This window comes from Microcoleus sp. Pol11C3, from assembly GCF_036701485.1.
GTDB lineage: Bacteria > Cyanobacteriota > Cyanobacteriia > Cyanobacteriales > Microcoleaceae > Microcoleus.
Genome location: NZ_JAUBQW010000120.1, coordinates 1 through 20,029, shown reverse-complemented (window position 1 = coordinate 20,029; position 20,029 = coordinate 1). Strand labels below are relative to the sequence as shown.

The window sequence follows — 20,029 nt, the reverse complement described above, 5'->3', positions numbered from 1 at the left end:
TGGAGAACCTTTTTTCTTTGAGCTACCTCCGAAAATCCCCTTGACAACTGGCTTTGAGCCTTAACTTGTCACCAATGCGCCCTACTTTAATTTCTCATGCGGTATCCGACGCCGTGTACGGTTTCAATTAAATTCGTGCCGCCAACAGACTCAAGTTTGCGCCGCAGCAAGCGCACTTGAGCTGCTACCACATTGCTAAAGGTATCTGCACTCGCCTCCCATAGCTGATTGCGAATTTGGTCAGTGGTGATAATTTGGTTGGGATGTTTCATAAAGTATTGTAGCAGTTGAAACTCTTTGTTTGTTAAAGAAATTATCTGGCTGTTGCCATTTCGATCTAGATGGCACACAGTGCGTGTTCCGCAGTCCAAAACCAGATTTCCTACCTGTAGCTGTGGCGGTTGAATTTGGGGCGATCGCCTTTGCAAAGCCCGCAATCTTGCTAACAGTTCCGCCATCCCAAACGGTTTAACTAAATAATCGTCAGCCCCGGCGTCTAGTCCCGCCACTTTATCTTCCATTCGGTCTTTTGCTGTTAGCATCAAAACGGGCAGGGCGCTATTTTTAGCACGCAATCTCCGCAGCAGTTCCAATCCTGACAATCCTGGTAGCAACCAGTCAAAAATAGCCAGGTTATATTGCGTCCACTGACTGTCTAAATATTCCCAAGCTTCACTGCCATCCAAAGCCCAATCAACTATATATTTTTCCTGCTTTAAAGTGCGATCGATCGCTTTCCCTAAATCTGGCTCATCTTCAACTAGCAAAACTCTCATAACTCTAATTTATAGTGGTAAATCCTTATATAGCGGTTCTCAAAAAAGTGAGGTATGCCCTATGCCCTATGCCCTATGCCCTATGCCGGATAGTACCTCATCTTTCTGATAAAGACTATACATTGTTAGCGATCGGCAGCATCTACCCCAACATCTAACCTCACATACTGAGATGAAATCAGCATGAAATCTTCTGACTTCCCAGAAAAAGATAACAGTTGACAATAATTGACAACAAGCGGGTAATGTCTTATAATCAAGCACGAGTTAATTTTTTTTGAGAATTTTTTTCAATAAGTATGACAGATTTATCCGATCGTCCCGGCATGAAAAAGCCGGGGCGCTGGAGTCGCCGCCAACTGCTACAGCTAGGAATAGCTGGTGCAGGGGTAGCGGGCAGCGCGATCGCACTTCAAAACTTGACTCGCAAACCGACATCAGTCGCGAGAATACCGCCCATCCCCGCAGATGCACTCACCATCAGCAATATCAACCCGATGCAAATTGCGCGGGATTTTGATTACGGCACGGTGACGCGCGAAAACGGGCGCACGGTACGCGAATTTCGCCTGGAAGCTAATACTTCGATCGTCCAACTTAACAGCGCCGTCACTTTCAACACCTGGAACGTCAACAATCGCGTGCCGGGGCCGACATTAAGGGCAACTGAGGGCGATCGTATCCGCGTCATTTTTTATAACAAAGCCGGACATTCTCATTCGCTGCACTTTCACGGCGTTCATACCAGCGAAATGGATGGCGTTAAACCAGTGAAAAACGGTTCGGTATTTATTTATGAATTCGATGCCAATCCCTACGGAGTGCATCTATATCACTGCCATATTGCTCCTGTAACTCGCCATATCGGTAAAGGACTTTATGGAATGTTCATCATCGATCCGCCCAAACCCCGCCCTCCCGCCGATGAAATCATGTTAATCATGGGAGGATACGACGTAAACGAAGACGAAAAGAACGAACTTTACGCTTTTAACGGCTTGCCAGATTATTACATGAAAAACCCTATTTCTATCTATAAAAATCAGCTAGTTCGGCTGTACGTTCTCAACATGATTGAGTACGAAGCAGCAGTAACGTTCCACTTGCACGCCAACTTTTTTGACGTATATCGCACGGGAATGACTTTAACTCCCAGTGAAAGAACTGATGTCATCACAATGGGAGTAGCTGAAAGACATATCTTAGAATTTACCTACGGCTACCCTGGAAAATATATGTTTCATCCCCATCAAGATGCGATCGCCGAAGCTGGCTGCATGGGTGTATTTGAAGTCATCACTTAAACCAAATCCTGCTACCAGGGTGCGCCGATTCAAATAAAGTATGAAATTATTTGACAAGCTCGATCGCAAATAGGTAAAATAAATACCTCGCAAATAATTGAGAAAGTTTCTTAATAACTTGTGAACCAAAATGCACATAACGTAAAAATTAGCAACTGCCATGTTATCAACTTTTCGTTTATTACCTACAGTCACTGCTACAGCCATCCTCGTTGCTCTGGCTGGTTGCGTTTCCCCCACAGCCAGCAACACCGACAGCACACCCTCACCCGCTGCTACAGCCAGTCCCGTATCCACAAGCGATCACAGCATGAACCACGGCGGCAAAGGCGGGATCAATATCAATACTGCCATTCTTTCGGAGTTAGATAAACTCGAAGCCAAGCTAGGAGTACCGGCACTTTCTAACAAAATTCAAGCCAGCCGCCCTTACGGCAAAGTCGAAGAATTAGTCTCAAAAAATGTCATTACTCAACCCCAATTTGACCAAATCAAAGACTTGGTAACTATTGAAGATGTTGTCCTCACAGGTGAAGCCAAAGATGTAGACTACATGACTAAAATGGGCTTAATGAAAGGGCATCTTTTCGTAGCCCAAGAACTCTTGGATCAAGGCAAGCCAGACCAAGCCGAACCGCACATCGGTCACCCGGTAGAAGAAATTTATGCCGACGTGGAAGACCAGCTTTCAGAACGCAAAATTCCTGAATTTAAGGCTACTTTAATTAAATTGCAGGATTTAGTTAAAGCGGGTGCAAAAGATCCGGCTCAAGTGAAGGCGGAATTTGACACATCAATGCAAGCAGTTGACGGAGCAATTGCCGCCCTTCCCGAAGCGCAGCGAAAAGATCCGAAATTCGTGCTGCAAGTGATTAACGGCTTGCTGGATACAGCTAATTCCGAGTACGGAGCCGCAGTTGCTAACGGCAAAATTTCCGCAATTATTGAATACCAAGATTCACGGGGTTTCGTCATGTACGCGGAAATGCTGTACAAAGATATCGCCGAACAAGTGGCTAAAACCAGCCCGGAAATTGACAAAGCAATTGTTGCTAACATGACTGAACTGAAGACAAATTGGCCAACGGCGATCGCACCCCCCGCCCCCGTGAAAACAACCGAACAAGTCAACCAGCTAGTTAAAACGATCGAAGGCGACAGCCAAAAAGTTCTGAAACCCGCCTCTTAAAAAGATTACTCTCATCAACAGCGGTAATTGGTAAATAATCTGCCAATTACCTCGATCATTAACCACTCCCATTCCCACCATAAAAAAATGAATTTTGGCGAAGCATTGCCCACGTTTGTAATTACTCTCCGCGAAGGAGTCGAAGCAGCCTTAGTTGTCGGAATTGTTCTAGCTTGCCTCAAAAAATCCGGACAAAGTTATTTAAGTCCTTGGGTTTTCGGCGGTGTTGGCGTTGGACTGATTGCCAGCGCTTTGATAGGTGTACTTTTCGGCTGGACTATTCAAATTTTGTCCGCATCCAATCAGCCTTTTGCACCAATTATGGAATCGCTGCTAGAGGCAACTTTTGGGGTTTTAGCAATAGTAATGCTGAGCTGGATGCTGCTCTGGATGACCAAGCAAGCGCGATTTATGAAAGCCGAAGTCGAAAGCGCCGTAAGTGCTGCATTAACGCAAAATTCTCATGCCGGCTGGGGCGTATTTAGTTTAGTTTTGATTGCTGTTTTACGCGAAGGATTTGAAACTGTTTTGTTTGTCGTCGCTAAGTTTCAACAAGGCATTATTCCAGCCCTCGGCGCTTTGGGAGGGATACTTTCAGCAGCCGGACTTGGCGTACTGCTGTTTAAATGGGGAGTGAAAATTAATATCCGTCTGTTTTTCAAATATATGGGCATTTTATTGCTCTTCATTGTAGCGGGTTTAGTGGTATCTACTTTGGGATTATTTGACAGCGCGGTGAATATTTTATCGCAAGCAAATCGCGAGTCAGCAGGGCTATGTTTCTATTACGAAAGATTTGCAAAAGTGCACTCTTGCATTCTCGGGCCGATGGTGTGGAATACCTCGCAACTGCTTCCCCAAGAAAAGTTTCCCGGTTTGTTGCTGAGCGCGCTGTTTGGCTACACGGATAAGCTCTATGTCGTGCAGGCGATGGCTTATTTCGTCTTTTTAATTACCGTCGGCGGCATTTACTTTCAAAGTTTGGCAGGTCGAGTGTTTTTCCAGTTCAAAAAAAACTCAGGTAACGAAATAAGAAATTAAGTGCGATCGAAATACGATCGGCTCCTTAGTCTGAACTTCCCCTGTAAATATACTTACACAAGCTCAAAAGCCTCTCATCACAAAGGTTTCAATTGTTGAGTAAATAATTAGCTACCCATGTAGATAATTGATATCTGTTTGCGATCGGCAATTATATTGAATCTACAACAATTGAGCGCGAGATCCTGCGTCAGCTATTGCTGATCAATGGGTATAAATTTTCAGATCAACATTTGCATCCTTTGTTGAGTTAGAGTTTTAGGACTGTTAGTACATTTGTATGGGAGAAGTCCAGTCTATTGGTGGCCGGAGACAAAACTTTAATCATGGTTAATCGACAGGACATGATATAAGCTGTTCTACATTTAAACTGTCGGTCAAAAATCAATACAACTCTTGTGGGACGGGCTTCTAGCCTATCCGGAATTTCCAATTTAAATGCGTAACAGCTTAGAACCCAGTTGGCATCTTTTCTGAAAAAATCAGGCAGACAAACAAGTCGTCTCACATACCTTAATAGCCACATGACGATAAATCATGGGGAGATCGTGGCAAAAGAACTGAAATTCATATCCCACAGGGCTTACACTTACACCAATAAATACAGCAGATTCCACGTTTATGAAGTACCCCCCAGATCATTGTATCCCCCTAGGAACAAAGGTTTTCGCTGTGTCCCTACACTTTATCAACCTGGAATACGCTGTATCAAATGGGTTCTATAAATCATCCGCCTGCACACCATCTATGGAATCCCTCAATTTTTCAGCCAGTACCTTTACGTGGGGTTCTTGTAGCATACTAAAGGTATTGCCAGGAATATCATGGATCTCCAATCCTCCCGGAGCCAGTTCGCTCCATCCCAAATCAGCTTCTAAGAAGGCCATGTTCTCGATAGGCCGGAAGAGGGTCACTCGCTCCGGGTAAACCCCCTTTGGTGCGAACGCCCACTCCGTATTTCCCTCCTCTTTTTTCTTTCGATAAGTGAAGCTTTGGAAAGCTGGAGGCAAAGGACGCCCCATACGCTCGTAAAACTCGCAGTAAATACTCATTAGCCGATTCTTGGCTTCCTCTACCCTCCTCTGGCTTAACAAGTAGGCGGGGCCAATTCGTAAAAAGTTATTCCAGTGCGCCAACACCCGCTCTTCGACTGGCATTATTTTGATGGCTTTATCATCTTTTAAAGTATCTAACAAGGCTAGCAGAGCTACCTTTTGACCTTGCGTATGGAGGTGCTGGGCCACCTCATAGGCTACTCGGCCCCCGCAATATATACCTGCTAGAAAATAAGGACCTTCAGGTTGGATGATTCGCATTTCTTTGAGGTAGTGAGCCACAAGATCCTCAATCTTATTCAAATAAACTTCCTCCATAATCCCTACTGCTAGCCCATAAATGGGTTGTTCAGGATCTAGATGACCGGCCAAAGGGCGACAAAACTTTAGACCCTCGCCAAGTACATGGAAAAAGAACAAAGGCGGTTTAGAACCTCCGGGTTTAATTGTCACCACCGTTTGCCAAGAAGGTGCTGACCATCCTTTCTGGCGGATAATGCTGGCCAGTTGCTCAATGGTTGGTGATTGGAAGAGGGTAGCCAGGGGGAGATTTTTCCCGAATGCTTTCTCGATTTGTGCCAATAGGCGCACGGCTAGTAGAGAGTGTCCTCCCACGTCAAAGAAATTGTCCTTCACACTGATGGGCTTTTTGCGTAAAACGTTTTCCCAAATTTTTGTTAGTTGGATTTCTAAATCATCGCTGGGAGGCACAAAGGTAGTTGCTGGATCTTGCCTGAGCTCGCTGGGTGCGGGCAGGATGCGCTGGTCTATTTTCCCGTTGGGTGTTAGGGGTAGGGTGTCTAAGAAAACGAAGGCTGATGGCACCATATAGTCAGGGAGCTTTTGCTTGAGGAAGCATCGTAGTTCGTCGGTAGTAGGTTTCTGCTGTTGCTTGGAAACAATGTAGGCAACTAAACGTTTGTCGCTTTCATAGTCAACCCTTGCTGTTACTACACACTGCTTCACCTTAGGATATTGCGATAGAGTTGACTCAACCTCCCCCAGTTCGATGCGGAAACCACGGATTTTGACTTGATTATCTATGCGACCGAGAAACTCAATGTTGCCGTCGGGTAGATAACGAGCTAGATCCCCACTTTTATAAAGGCGTGTCCCTGGTTCATTGCTAAAGGGGTTGGGGATAAATTTATCTTTGGTCAACTCGGGGCGGTTGAGGTAGCCTCTGGCGATGCCTGCACCACCAATGTGGATCTCGCCCGGTACACCAATGGGAACTGGATTCAAATATTTATCCAGCAGATAGATCTGCATATTGGTAATAGGGCGACCAATCGGAACCTGTGTTCTGAGTCCCGAAGACTGACAATGATATACACTGCTCCAGACCGTTCCTTCTGTTGGGCCGTATTCGTTGAACAAAGATGCGTGAGCCAGCAGCTTAGTATGGCGTTCAACCAACTCTCTGGAACACGGTTCGCCTGCGACAATAACACTACCAAGACAAGTGAGCTGTTGTGGTTCTGCTTGGTCCAAAATCACGTTATAGAGAGATGGAAGACTCAATAAATGCGATACCTGATGTTGAGCAATTAACTTTGTAAGCTTTAACAGCTCTTGTTGGAACTTTGCTGGTGGTAGTACAAGTATGCCTCCCTGGCACAATGTCCAAAAGATGCCTGCGATCGAACTGTCAAAGCCAAACGACGAAAGTAATAGGAAACTGGTGACGGGTTCGCTGTAATAAGAAATACGAGCGTTGGTGGAGTGGACTAGGTTTTGATGCGTTACCAGCACTCCTTTGGGTTTCCCTGTAGAACCTGAAGTGTAGATCGTGTAAGCCAGGTTATCAGTCGTCACGCTGCTGACAGGTTTTTCCTCATTCTCTTGGGCGATTACTTCCCAGTTGGTGTCCAAGCACAAACGCTGTGCTTTGTACTCGGAAAAACCGGAGACTAGCTTCTGTTGGGTTAATAGCACCGACACCTGGGCATCTTCCAGCATGAAGGCTAGACGATCCTGGGGATACGATGGGTCTAACGGCAAATAAGCCCCACCAGCCTTGAGAATGCCTAGGAGTCCTACGATCATCTCTAGCGATCGCTCTACACAAATTCCGACCAACATCTCTGGCTCGACACCGAATTTTTGCAGGTGGTGTGCTAGTTGATTCGCTCGTTGATTCAACTGGAGGTAGGTTAGCTGTTCCTCTTCAAAGACCACCGCGACGGCATCGGGTGTACGCTCTACTTGGGCTTCAAATAACTGATGGATACAGGCTTGATTGGGGTAATCTGTCTGGGTCTTATTCCACTCCACTAACAGTTGATGCTGTTCGGATCCACTCAAGAGGGGCAGATTCCATAGGCGCTGTTCTGGGTTTGCGACGATGCCTTCCAGCAAGGTCTGAAAATTATTCGTCATCCGGGTGATAGTGAGGGGGTCGAACAAGTCTGTGTTGTATTCAAACCAGCCCCTGATGCCCTCCGCACTCTCTTCTAGTTCAAGGGTTAAATCAAACTTTGCTGTGCCGTTATGGACTTCCACAGGGGTTAGACTTAGACCCCGAAACTCCAGAGCCGATATCGGGGCATTCTGGAAAACAAACATCACCTGAAACAGGGGGTTACGGCTCAAATCCCGTTCGAGTTGCAGTTCCTCTACCAACTTCTCGAAAGGCAAATCCTGGTGAGCATAGGCTCCCAAAGCCACCTCACGCACCCGGCCTAACAATTCCCGAAAACTTGGGTCGCCTGAAAGCTCAGTTCGTAGCACCAAAGTATTGACAAAAAATCCAATCAACCCTTCGATTTCAGCACGGTTGCGATTAGCAATGGGAGAACCCACAATAACGTCTTCCTGACCTGTATATCGGTAGAGCAGTATCTGGAAGGCTGCCAGTAAGGTCATAAACAACGTAACGCCTTCCTGCTGCGAGAGCGCTTTGAGGGCATCGGTACTTTTCTTAGGCAGTTCCAGAAATTCCCTTGCACCTCGATAAGTTTGAACAGGAGGTCGCGGGCGATCGGTCGGCAACTCCAGCACGGGCAACTGACCGCCTAGATGCCGCTTCCAGTAGTTAAGTTGAACATCCAACACCTCACCGACGAGCCACTCGTTCTGCCAGGCAGCAAAGTCAGCATATTGGATAGGTAGTTCAGGCAATGACGAGGACTTCTCAGTGGAAAAAGCTTCATAAAGCGCCGTCAATTCCCGCATAAACACACCAATAGACCAGCCGTCGGAGACTATGTGGTGCATGGTCAAGAGGAGCAAATGTTCCTCTTCTCCCAGGTGCAAGAGTTTGACGCGCAACAATTGTTCATTAACCAAGTCAAAGGGGCGCTGACCTTCCTCAGTAGCTAACCGTTGAGCTTCTACCTCCCGTTCAGTCTCAGGAAGTTCACGGAGGTCTACTATCGGCAACAGCAAGGTAACAGGCGCATGAATGACCTGAATTGGCTGCCCATTCACAGCACTAAAGGTAGTCCGTAGAGCTTCGTGACGCCTCACAATTTCACTTAAGCTCTGCTCTAGTGCCGTCACGTTGAGCGAACCTTTCAAGACAAGAGCGTTAGGGAGGTTATATAGGGGTGTCCCAGACATCAATTGGTCGAGGAACCACAGCCGCTGCTGAGCAAAGGACAGAGGCAGGTCTCCCTCCCGTGAGATCGGACTAATGGGCAGAGCCTGTAAACTGCCTTTTTCGGCTCGACTGGCTGTCTCGACGCTTTTGGCCAAGCCAGCTAGGGTAGGCTCCTCAAAGAGAGTATGCAGGGGGAGTTCTACTCCGAAAGCTTCGCGCACGCGAGAAATGACTTGGGTAGCGAGTAAGGAATGTCCCCCCAACTCAAAGAAGTTGTCGTGAATGCCCACCCACTCCAGCCTGAGAACTTCGCTCCAGATGCCCGCGAGCACTTCCTCAAAAGGCGTAAGATGCGGCACAAAAGTTTCTTCTAGATTCGATCTTGTCCCGTCAGGCACTGGCAGAGCGCGGCGATCGACCTTACCGTTGGGCGTCAGCGGCACCGCTTCGAGCTGCACAAATGCAGAAGGTATCATGTGCTCGGGCAGTTTCTGCTTTAGGTCGCGACGCAGTTCACTGATGGAGAGGACTTGCTCCTGGCTGGGAACCACATAGGCAACTAGGCGCTTGTCATTAAGGGCGTACTCCTGGTCTATAACTACGGCATCCTGGACAGCCCGGTTTTGCATCAGCACTGCCTCAATTTCGCCGAGCTCGATGCGGAAGCCACGAATTTTCACCTGATTGTCGATACGACCGAGAAACTCGATGTTGCCGTCCGGTAGATAGCGAGCTAAGTCCCCAGTTTTGTACAGACGTGATCCGGGTTGGTTACTAAAGGGGTTGGGGATAAACTTCTGGGTCGTCAACTCTGTCCGATTGAGATAGCCCCGCGCTAAACCGTCGCCACCGATGTGCAGTTCACCCGTGACTCCGATGGGGACGGGTTGGAGAGACCGATCCAATATATAAAGCTGAGTATTGGCAATAGGACGACCAATTGGAACCAAACCCGATCGGGAGGTCTGATTCGGAACCTCATATATACAGCATCCAACAACCGTTTCTGTTGGACCGTATTCGTTGATTAGTCTAGTTTCAGGTGCGTGAGTCTGCCAGAATGAAATGCTCTTTTTCGAGAGAGCCTCGCCACCGATAATTAAGGCTCTTGTCTGACCCGCCGCCTGCTTGCTGGGTAATAACTCACTGAGTAGTGCCAGATGGGCCGGGGTGATTTTGACGAGGCTAAAATTACTTTGAGAACACAAGACGGCACTAAGAGCCTCTATCTCCTGCTTGTCTCGGAGGAAGACTACCCTCTGTCCTACCAATAGGGGAGAGAATAAGCTGGTAATGGTCGCGTCGAAGCCGATCGAAGAATGAACCGGAGAACCAACCCCATCGGCTACTGCATAGGCTTTTATGCACCAGGTAAGATAATTGACCAGTCCTTGGTGGACAATCATCGTTCCCTTTGGTTTCCCGGTTGACCCAGAGGTGTAAATTATATAAGCCAAGTTGGCGGGATTAACCCCGCTGTTGAGATTCTCCTCACTCTCCTGAGAAATTAACCCCCAACCTGTATCCAAGCAGATCGCATACGCACCTTGCTCAGGCAATCCAGTTAGCAACTTCTCTTGGGTCAATAGCACCGACACCTGTGAGTCTGACAGCATGAACGCTAGACGTTCTTTCGGATACGCAGGATCTAGAGGCACGTAGGCTCCACCGGCTTTGAGGATACCCAGAAGTCCCACCATCATCTCAAGCGATCGCTCTACGAAAATCCCCACTAGAACCTCTGGTCCTACCCCCAGTTTTTGCAGGTAGTGCGCTAGCTGATTCGCTCTTGCATTCAGTTCCCGATAGGTCAACTGTTTGTCTTCATAAACTACCGCCACCGCATCAGGCGTCCGCTCGACCTGCTCCTCAAATAACTGATGGATACACTTATCCTTGGGGTAATCTGCCTGAGTATCATTCCACTCCACCAGAATTTTGTGACACTCTGGCTCAGATAACAGAGGCAGATCGGCAACGCGCCCTTTGGGGTCAGCTACAATACCTTGCAAAAAAGTAGCAAACTGATCCAACATCCTGGCAATGCTGTCACCATCCAATGCCTCGGTGTTATAGAGCCAACCGCATTCTTTCCCCTGTGATGGAATGACCAGGGTCAACTCATTACCAAACCCGGCTTGGTGTTCGTCTAGTTTTTCTACCAGCTCTACGACCACCGGAAACATCGGCTCACGACTGAGCTCAGGCAATGAACGAAGAGCCGGATACCTAGCTACGACATCACGCGCATAAGTCTTGTGAAGTTTGGTCAACTCCACCTGCTCCTCAATGGCTTTAAAAACTTCCTCAAAACTTTGCTCGTAGTCTATATCTACGCCACAAGGAACTATTGAGGCAAAACAGCCTTCCAGTCCTACGAACTCCCGTTGCAGCTCGACATTTCTAAATCCGATATCGAAACATCCCGTTCCTCCAATACGAAACAGATAAGTGGCAAAAGCAGCAAACAGGAAGTCGCTCTGATTCCAAGCGGGATGACACTCCTCCAGAAAGGTTGTGACCTCATGCGGTATGGACATCTTTACACTTGTGTAGTGATTCTGATTCAAGTGCGATGCCGTCCGCTGATCTGCATAGGGAACCGTGATGGGCTGTAACGTCGCCAATTTCTTTACCCAAAAATCCTCGTGCTGAGCAATTAATCCATCAAACATTTCAATACGCCTCGCCCTATCCGGCTCAATGTCCTTAAACTTATACCCAACTTCTAGCCCAAATCTCTCGACCAAATCAGGAATCGATAACGCTTGACCATCGATGGTCAGCACCTGGCGCAGCGCTACCTCGTAACTTGCTGTAGAAACCGTCAGGAAGCTGGGTTCGATCGCTGTTATCGTTCCTCGAGACGACTTAGATAGGTCATCCTTAACTTCGAGTTTGGGGATAATGATCAAGTCGCTCCCTATAGCCAACTTCGCCACACCAAGGGCATTGGGGTAGGAACCAAAGTCCAATGCCCTAATGTCGGCATCGATATCATCGGCACAACGATTGAACGACAGTACACCTCCAGCAAAAAGTCTTTTTGAGTGTCCCAAATAGGTTCGCTCATCCAGGTTCTGCTTGTTCGCTAACCCTTGACCACTGGAGATCTCATCAACTAACTCTTCAAACGAACGGATTGCTGCTTCATAACATTTGTTATTGAGAGTAAAAGCCGTATCCTCATCAGTAATATCGATAGCAACCTGCTTCAGGATATCGCCGCCCTCCACCGAATCGCTCATCACATACCACGTCACCCCATGAGTCTTCTCCCGGTGCATCAAAGCCCAAGAGGTAGCATTTAGCCCCGCATACTTCGGCAGTGGGGCGTCATGGTAATTGATCGCTAGCTGGCGCGGCAACTCCAAAATATCTTTGGGTAATAGCGACCTGTTGACAATGTTAAATAGGTAATCAAAAGGCTGTTGTCTTAAAAATGCTATGAGATTATCTGTTGGCTGGATGTAAGGTATGTCCTTTGCCTTGGCCCAGTTACTTATCGATTCATCAAGAGAGATAATACCGAAAATCTGATGACCCCGATCTAAAAGAATTTCAGCAAATTGAATAGGTAAAGTTCCTTCTCCAATAAGAAAGCAACTAAATTGATTCTGAATATACATATTTGTATTGCTTATAGTTTGAGCCAATCAATCCAACAGTGTTTGCCACGGAGTCTTCCACTGCTGGGAAAATCACTTTATTCGGTAGATAATCATTGTTTCAGGAATGAAAGAGTTCGCCGCACGCTCTAGAAGCCTTGTTAGCTAATTTTAGATTTTTTTAAGTAGCTATGTTGACATCATCACTTCTAATTCGCGATCTAACCCCAGTCCGTCAGCTTTGCCATTGCCAAAGGCTAGCCTAGCGATGCACCCGATCCCCGTGCTCCCCATCATAAGCGATCGTTCCCTAACTCTGTCAAGGTGCGATCGAACTCCAGCCCAGTCCGCGATGGTTCCTGATGGGCAATTGTCAGCGGAGTTTCAACCTAGACTTCCCCAATACAAATGTACTAAAAGTCGTAAAAATCTTACTCAACAAAGGATGCAACTGTTGAGCTGAAAAATTGTATCCATTGATCAGCAATAGCTGAGGCAGGATCTCGCGCTCAATTATTGTAGATTCAATATAATTGCCGATCGCAAACAGATATCAATCATCTACATGGGTACAGACTTTGTACTCAACAATTGAAACTTTTGTGATGAGAGGCTTTTGAGCTTGTATAAGTATATTTATAGGGGGGAATTCAGTTTAGTGGAAATGCAAGAGGCAGTTATTGGTTGCAAATAACTAATGCGCCCATAAGTTAGAGCGCATTAGGAAATCAGCTATCTATTGATTGAAGGTAAAACGACCGTCAACTTTTTCTCCGTTAATATCCGCAGTCACTTTCACGGGATAACTTCCTGCATCTTTGCCGGGAAACAGTACAGCATAATGTTTGCCCTCAGCATCATACTTGAGAGCTACTGTTTGCTGCTTTCCATTCGGCAACTGCACTTGAGCCGTCACTTTCGCGTTAGAAACGGGTTCCTTTTTATCCCCTTTTTGCAAAAAAACATCTAAATGAGTTCCGGTAGCTTCTTTTTCAGGTACAAACTCTAAATAGTAAGCTCCAGACTTTACAACTTGCCCCCCTTTAGTTCCTGTTGCAGGAGCAGTGGCGGGAGCAGAAGACGCAGGTTGAGAGGCGACAGGAGGGGATACTGGACTGCTATTTGGATCGCTTGCTTTGTCACCTTTATTACAGGCTACCAAAAATAACAATCCGACGCTGACTATAACAATTAAATTGGACTTGAGGGCTCTCATTCGATTTACTGTTGGCGTACAATTATTAGAAATAATGACACGCCCAAATGAAATTAGGATGAAATAGGGTAACTTTTAGATAGATATTGGTATTCTGGCATTAGAAACTAATAGCTTTACAAAAATTAACAGTTTCTCTCTTGACTCTAGAGCCAACTTCAGGGTTTATGCTATTTATAGTTTCGCAAATAAACTTTGCGATCGTAAATTCACAGGTAAAAATTCATGACTAAAGCAACTCAGACCAAACGATTCACTTTCGCAGCTTTGACGGCAGTTCTTTTGACAGCAGGTACAGCCAGTATTGTCTTTGCAGCAAGACCCTGTACTACTCCTACGCCTGACTGCCCCCTAGCTAATTGCGATAAATAATGTTTCTGTCCCCCTACTAAATGCCCTCACGGGTTTTTTGGCAGGGGACAGAAGGATTATGGCGTTCCATAGATTAGGTAGGGATGATTTTTATAGTTATAGACTTTTAAATTGAGTAAGTATTGATATGGTTTAAACTTCCCTGGAACTGCTATGACAAAACTTGAAACAGAATCCCTAGAACAGCAGCTACTAAAAATTGGAGAACTAGCCAAGCAAACTGGTGTTGCTGTAGGCACCCTGCGATACTATGAAAGCCTAGGGTTACTGGAACCTGCCTTACGCAGCAGTAGCGGTTACCGTTACTACACAGCGGATGCTGCCAGACAAGTGCAATTTATCAAGAAAGCCCAAAGACTAAACTTTTCTCTTCAAGAAATTCAGCAAATTTTAGTATCTCGCCGTCAAGGAATGGCAGTTTGTCCGCTGGTGCAAGACTTATTGAGCCACAAAATTGATTTGCTTGAGGAGCAAATTCAGCAGATGAATGCGTTCAAAGGGGAGTTAGAAGCCTATAAAAAACTTTGGACAGCTAGAGATTCAGACAATCCAGATAGCGAGCAACTGTGCAGTTTGATTGAGGGAGTTTAATAGGTTTATCACTTCGCTATTTCTGCTTTAACTACTTTTCCATCTTCAACAACTGGCTGAGGTTGTTGCGGTCGTAAAAAATTCCCAAATTGAGCATACAAAGCTGGCAAAACTAACAGAGTTAAGGCAGTAGAAGTAAACAATCCTCCTAAAACTACGATCGACAAAGGTTGCAAAATTTCCTTTCCGGGGCCGCCTTCTAAGACTAAAGGTGCTAAACCCAAAGCTGAAGTTAAAGCGGTCATCAAGATGGCGTTGAGCCGTTCCATCGATCCTTTAACAATAGCTTCCTTAAAAGGCATTCCCTCGGCAAATTTAGTGTTGTAGTTGTCTACTAATAACAAGCCGTTGCGGGTGGCAACGCCAAATAAAGTGACAAAGCCAACTAAAGAAGCTACAGAGATGATGCCACCAGTCAAAGCTACCGCAATTACTCCTCCCACTAATCCGATCGGTAAATTAATCATAATCATAGCAGTTGAAGCGATAGACTTGACGGACAAGTACATCAATACTGTAATTACCAAAAAGGCGATCGCGCTAAATATCATAATATTTTGCGAAGCTCTTTGTTCTGCTTCAAATTGACCGCCGTACTGGATAAAATAGCCAAAAGGCAACTCTACCTCTCGTTTGACTTTAGCTTGAATTTCATTCACAACCGATCGCAAATCCCTATTTTTAGCATTAGCTGCTGCCACAATCAACCGGGAAACATTCTCGCGGTTAATCGTATTTGGCCCCGTACCGTATTTAACAGTCGCAACTTGGGCGAGGGGAATCTTGTTGCCGCTGGGAGTATCAACCAACAAATTCTGAATAGTTTCTAGGTTGTTTCTAGCTTCAGGCTGCAACCAAACAACTAAGTCAAAGGTTTGCTGTACCTCCAAAACTTGAGAAACAACTTTCCCGTTTAAAGCGGTCTCAATTATTTCAGAAAGCTCTCCGATTTTCAAACCGTATCTACCCGCAGCTTGACGGTTAAATTTAATTTGAATTTGTGGCACTGGCACCTGCGGTTCGAGTTGCAAATCCACAATTCCCTCAACAGTTTTCATTTGCTCTTCAACTTTGGCACCGATGCTGCGAAGTTGATCCAAATCCGGGCCAAAGATTTTAACAGCAATCTGACTTCTGACCCCAGATAAAACCTCATCCATCCGGTGAGAAATAAAACCGCCGATATTTGGTGCAACTCCCGGCAATTTAGCAAATTCCTGCCGCAGCGACTCCAAAGTTTTCGGCCTGTTTTTCATCCCAGCCTCGCTCAAACCGATATCAATGTGAGCTAAATTGACTCCCGCAGCATCCGCATCTCCCGGAGCTCTGCCCGATCGCACTTGCACGTATTCAAACCTGCTATCATCCTTAAGTGCATCTTCAATAGCAAAAGCCGCGCTATCTGTTGTCTCCAAAGACACCCCCGGATAAAGCTGAATAGTATTCACCAAAGTTTGCTCCTGAAACTCCGGCAAAAACACCCGTCCAAAGGATGGCAAAATAATTAATGTAGCCACCATGCTAGCAGCAGCTAAAGCTAAAATAATCCCCGAATAGCGCATTGACAAATTTATCAAAAAATGATATATTTTCTTGCAAAATCTCGGCAGCCAAGGTTCCGCAGCACTCATGCGTTTGGTAGGCAACAAAATAGCGCAAAGAGCCGGAGATATTAACAGCGATTCCAGACTAGAAATCACCACAACTACCAGATAAGTAATCCCCATCGGCGTAAAAATTCGACCTTCTACACCGGGCAAAGTAAAAATAGGAGAAAACACCACAATGCCAATAACAGTCGCCCCAATTAAAGAATCGCGCACCTCTTGACTGCCGTCAAAAATCACATCCATCACCGGACGTGGATGAAGAGAAGACGTATTTTCTCTCAAATTGCGGTAGGTATTTTCCGCATAGACAATAGCATCGTCGATCGCAGTGCCGATCGCCACCGACAAACCCCCTAAAGTCATCGTATTCAGCCCCAGCCCCAGCCAATTCATCGCCAGCAGCCCGAACAGCCAAGTTAGGAAGAAATCGAGCAAAACAACCGTCAGAGTGCGCCAATTCATCAAAAACGGAATGAGAATAAGGGTGACGATGATACTGCCTTCAAATAAAGCCGATCGCACATTCTCCACCGAGGAATTAATATATTCTTCCTGTCGAAAAGTCACAGTAACTTTAATATCTTTTGGCAGAGCTTGCTGCACCTCCGCCATTGCTGCCTCAACCGCTTTAGTTACCGTCGGAGTATCAGCAACTGGCTGTCTGTTTACCATCACAATCACAGCTTTTTTGCCGTTAAAACTGCCATCGCCCCGTTTGATTGCAGCACCAATCTTGACATCAGCAACATCAGCAATTCTGACGGGTGTTCCGTGGCGAGAGGCTATCGCCGATTGCTGCAAATCTTCCACAGACTCAATCCGCCCCACCCCCCGGATTAAAGTTTCTCGATCCGGCGTAATTAAATACCCCCCCGGCGCGTTAACATTCGCAGCAGCAGCCGCTTCGGCAACTTGCTGCAACGACACATTAAAAGCTTTCAACTTGGCAGGCTCTACTAATACTTGATACTGCCTTTCTTCGCCGCCGTAAGCCACCACTTGAGCAACGCCAGTCACGGCTAGAAGGCGATTTGTGACTTTCCAGTCAACCAGGCGACGCACTTCCATCAAAGGAGTAGTTTCTGATGTAAAAGCATAAGTAATAACAGTGCCCACAGGAGAAGTTGTGGGAGAAATTTGCGGTGTTTCTACCCCAGCCGGGAGTTTGCTTTGAGCTTGCTGCAACCGTTCTGTTATCAACTGCCGCGCTTGATAAATTTCAGTTCCCCAATCAAAGATTACCTTAACCCAAGAAAGGCCCACAGCGGAAGACGATCGCACTGCTGTTACCCCTGGAGTTCCGTTAATTGCACTTTCGATTGGCACTGTTACCAAAGACTCGATTTCTTCCGGTGCCAGACCCGGTGCTTCGGTTTGAATTTCGACTTGTGGGGGTGCAAAAGGCGGGAAGACATCAAGGGACATTTGGGGGACGATATATAATGTCCAAAGACTAACAATAATGGTGGCGAGAACAACTAGCCAGCGGCGGTTAATTACCCATCTCAGAATAGTGCTGAACATTTTATGCTTTTATAGAGGTGATGACTACCAGCCACCGTTGGGCGATCGACTATTTAACAATAAAAATTAGCAGATATTAAAGGCTCCGGCAGCCGTAGCTTTTCCCGCGATTCCTTGGCTGAACAGTGTTAAATAGCCATTCTATTTAGCTTGACACCCAAAAATGAAATTAGGATGAAATCTTTTAACTTTCAATCCGGATTCATAAGTCATGTAAAATCTAAAATCTAAAATCTAAAATCTAAAATCTAAAATGATATAACCTGTCTTGCTATTTTTGACAATGCAGCTTACAATACTCACATCTTGCACCATTCTCAATTACTTGTTTAGGAACAGGCAAGATGCCTGTTCCACAAGAAAACTCATTCTTTGTGGAACGGGCATCTTGCCCGTTCTTGACAATGGTGCAAGATATCAGAATAGTTATTATGCAACCACCAAAACAATGCTCACAAACTCTAGAAAGCCTTGGCGAAATAGACTACAATCCAGTACCGCCAAAGAAATCGCAACGGGCGATCGTGCGCGCTAAATTCAAAAAGCGCAAAAAACCTATGCCGTATATTTTCGATGAAGAACGATCGTAGAGCCTGTCTGGGTGAAGGTAAATTAATCAACTATTTTGCAAAATAGGTATCCACCCTTTTGACTTACTTCAAAAAGATGAACTTGCCATTATTTCCATCTACATTCATCTTGATTTGAGCAATGTAAAACTGGCTCTGTAAAACTTCACCTTCAGGGGTAAAGGCAATTTCACCGAGAGGGGTATTGTACTTCCCAGCTAGGATTTGCTGATTCAGCTTTGTGCGTAACTCTGCCAATGACAACGCGCTGAGTTTGGTTTTACTATCCAAAGCTTTCAATGCTTCCACGAATACTTGTACGGCAGTGAAGGCTTGAGCACTAAACTGCGGTGGTTCCTTCTTGTTTTGCTTTACATAAGCATCGCGGAAGGCAGCATTGATTTCGCCGGGGGCTTCGGGACTATAGGCTTGAGCAATGATAATACCATCGCAGAGTGCTTGACACACCGAGAAGATATTAGACGTGTTCAAACCATTGCCGCCAACGATCGTACCTTTATAACCCAGTTCCCGCAGTTGCCGGATCGAGTTACCTCCATCGGCTGCCAATCCTGAAATAACAACTAAGTCGGGTTTGAGAGCGAGTGCATTACCAATTTGAGCTTGGAAGTCCGTGTCAGTAGTTTGGAACTTTTGGACCGTGACGATATCCAGCCTTTGGTTTTTAATCGCTTGCTGGAAAATTTCTGTCTCCGATGTCGTGAAAGCGTCATTTTGAGCATAAAAGACAGCGACTTTTTTAATCTTAGGATTAAGCTTAAGCGCTGCCTTTACTGCATTGGGAGCTACAAGCGAAATAGGTGCAGAGACACGCGCAATATACTCCCCAATCTCAGGAATCCCTTTGGCAGTATTCGATGCGCCAATGACTGGCACTTTTGCTCGTTCTGCGATTGGATTGGCACTAAATGCCTGCTGAGAAGACGATGGCCCAACAATGCCAACCACTCGATCTTGATTAATTAGAGTTTGGAAGGCGTTGATGGCTCCTGCTTCATCTCCTCCAGTGTCTTGATACACCATTTTAATAGGAGTACCATTAACACCTCCCCTGTCGTTGAAATATTTCTCAGCAATTTTGGCACCAGCCACTGATTCCTGAGCTAAAAGAGCATAGTTGCTGGTTTGCGAGAATGCTGCTCCAATTGGAAGGGCAGTGGCTGAATTGGTTGTACCTGCTGCTGGTGTATTACTCGGAGTATTGGTGGTGGTGGTAGGTTGATTGGTTTGACTGCAAGCAACAACAAGTACAAAAGTGATGAACGAGCTGAGAATGTGACTAAAGATACTTTTTTTAAACATCTTAGGACTTCCGCAGTGAGTATGTGCCACTACAATAGTGGTGAACATTTAGTTAGTTAATTGGTAGTTGGGAATTGGGAATTGGTAATTGGTAATTCTATCTTACTCCGAACTTTCGCAAACTGGGATAAGGAGAGAACCACTAGCCAGCGGCGGTTAATTACTCCTCTAAGAATATTGCTGAACATTTTAGTAGTTTTGAACTGATACCGACGTAGTTGTAAAAATTTAAGGCTCTTCAGAACTTATGGTGATAACTTTATCTAATAAAAGATAGACTCGTGCATAAGACTAGAAGCTGAAACTC

At 45.9% G+C, this 20,029-nt stretch carries 11 protein-coding genes; 6 read left to right on the top strand and 5 right to left on the bottom strand.

Going from position 1 to position 20,029, the window contains the following annotated elements:
* Positions 1–86: 86 nt before the first annotated feature.
* The gene (gene rppA, locus QUA40_RS22235) at positions 87–776 is read right to left on the bottom strand and encodes a two-component system response regulator RppA (protein WP_333129844.1); all 690 of its coding nucleotides are present in this window, start codon (positions 774–776) and stop codon (positions 87–89) included.
* Positions 777–1,075: 299 nt separating this feature from the next.
* Here rppA and QUA40_RS22230 point away from each other — a divergent pair, with 299 nt between their 5' ends.
* The 3 genes from QUA40_RS22230 to QUA40_RS22220 all read left to right on the top strand — a co-directional run bounded on the left by QUA40_RS22230 (position 1,076) and on the right by QUA40_RS22220 (position 4,310).
* On the top strand, positions 1,076–2,080 hold the full coding sequence (locus QUA40_RS22230; protein WP_333129841.1) for a multicopper oxidase domain-containing protein: 1,005 nt from the start codon (positions 1,076–1,078) through the stop codon (positions 2,078–2,080).
* Between the two features lie 160 nt (positions 2,081–2,240).
* Positions 2,241–3,269: a helix-hairpin-helix domain-containing protein gene (locus tag QUA40_RS22225; RefSeq protein ID WP_333129839.1), complete on the top strand. Its 1,029-nt coding sequence runs from the start codon at positions 2,241–2,243 to the stop codon at positions 3,267–3,269.
* Positions 3,270–3,356: 87 nt separating this feature from the next.
* Positions 3,357–4,310 (top strand): FTR1 family protein, encoded by a 954-nt coding sequence (locus QUA40_RS22220; RefSeq protein WP_333129836.1) that lies wholly within the window; start codon positions 3,357–3,359, stop codon positions 4,308–4,310.
* Between the two features lie 719 nt (positions 4,311–5,029).
* Here the strand turns inward: QUA40_RS22220 and QUA40_RS22215 are convergent.
* Positions 5,030–12,538 (bottom strand): amino acid adenylation domain-containing protein, encoded by a 7,509-nt coding sequence (locus QUA40_RS22215; protein WP_333129834.1) that lies wholly within the window; start codon positions 12,536–12,538, stop codon positions 5,030–5,032.
* 715 nt (positions 12,539–13,253) lie between these two features.
* Positions 13,254–13,733, bottom strand: a complete 480-nt coding sequence (locus tag QUA40_RS22210; RefSeq protein WP_333129832.1) for a hypothetical protein — start codon at positions 13,731–13,733, stop codon at positions 13,254–13,256.
* Positions 13,734–13,958: 225 nt separating this feature from the next.
* Between QUA40_RS22210 and QUA40_RS22205 the strand changes: the two genes are divergently transcribed.
* Together QUA40_RS22205 and QUA40_RS22200 are read left to right on the top strand one after the other, a co-directional pair.
* Entirely contained in the window at positions 13,959–14,105 is a 147-nt protein-coding gene (locus QUA40_RS22205; protein ID WP_333129830.1) for a porin, read from the top strand.
* A gap of 153 nt (positions 14,106–14,258) precedes the next feature.
* Entirely contained in the window at positions 14,259–14,696 is a 438-nt protein-coding gene (locus tag QUA40_RS22200) for a heavy metal-responsive transcriptional regulator (RefSeq protein WP_333129828.1), read from the top strand.
* A gap of 8 nt (positions 14,697–14,704) precedes the next feature.
* Here QUA40_RS22200 and QUA40_RS22195 read toward each other — a convergent pair whose 3' ends face one another.
* Positions 14,705–17,830: an efflux RND transporter permease subunit gene (locus tag QUA40_RS22195; RefSeq protein WP_333129826.1), complete on the bottom strand. Its 3,126-nt coding sequence runs from the start codon at positions 17,828–17,830 to the stop codon at positions 14,705–14,707.
* Positions 17,831–18,174: 344 nt separating this feature from the next.
* Here QUA40_RS22195 and QUA40_RS22190 point away from each other — a divergent pair, with 344 nt between their 5' ends.
* A complete protein-coding gene (locus QUA40_RS22190; RefSeq protein ID WP_333129824.1) occupies positions 18,175–18,420 on the top strand; it encodes a hypothetical protein in 246 nt (81 codons plus the stop codon).
* 63 nt (positions 18,421–18,483) lie between these two features.
* On the opposite strand, the gene QUA40_RS22185 is transcribed toward QUA40_RS22190, so the two are convergent.
* Positions 18,484–19,770 carry an ABC transporter substrate-binding protein gene (locus QUA40_RS22185; protein WP_333129822.1) on the bottom strand — a complete coding sequence of 429 codons (1,287 nt, stop codon included), beginning with the start codon at positions 19,768–19,770 and terminating at the stop codon, positions 18,484–18,486.
* Positions 19,771–20,029: the final 259 nt, after the last annotated feature.

Coding starts and splice junctions, on each gene's coding strand:
- QUA40_RS22205 (WP_333129830.1), top strand. CDS start 13,959: ATGACTAAAGCAACTCAGACCAAACGATTCACTTTCGCAGCTTTGACG.
- QUA40_RS22210 (WP_333129832.1), bottom strand. CDS start 13,733: ATGAGAGCCCTCAAGTCCAATTTAATTGTTATAGTCAGCGTCGGATTG.
- QUA40_RS22200 (WP_333129828.1), top strand. CDS start 14,259: ATGACAAAACTTGAAACAGAATCCCTAGAACAGCAGCTACTAAAAATT.
- QUA40_RS22215 (WP_333129834.1), bottom strand. CDS start 12,538: ATGTATATTCAGAATCAATTTAGTTGCTTTCTTATTGGAGAAGGAACT.
- QUA40_RS22220 (WP_333129836.1), top strand. CDS start 3,357: ATGAATTTTGGCGAAGCATTGCCCACGTTTGTAATTACTCTCCGCGAA.
- QUA40_RS22190 (WP_333129824.1), top strand. CDS start 18,175: ATGCCTGTTCCACAAGAAAACTCATTCTTTGTGGAACGGGCATCTTGC.
- QUA40_RS22195 (WP_333129826.1), bottom strand. CDS start 17,830: ATGTTCAGCACTATTCTGAGATGGGTAATTAACCGCCGCTGGCTAGTT.
- QUA40_RS22225 (WP_333129839.1), top strand. CDS start 2,241: ATGTTATCAACTTTTCGTTTATTACCTACAGTCACTGCTACAGCCATC.
- QUA40_RS22185 (WP_333129822.1), bottom strand. CDS start 19,770: ATGTTCACCACTATTGTAGTGGCACATACTCACTGCGGAAGTCCTAAG.
- QUA40_RS22230 (WP_333129841.1), top strand. CDS start 1,076: ATGACAGATTTATCCGATCGTCCCGGCATGAAAAAGCCGGGGCGCTGG.
- rppA (WP_333129844.1), bottom strand. CDS start 776: ATGAGAGTTTTGCTAGTTGAAGATGAGCCAGATTTAGGGAAAGCGATC.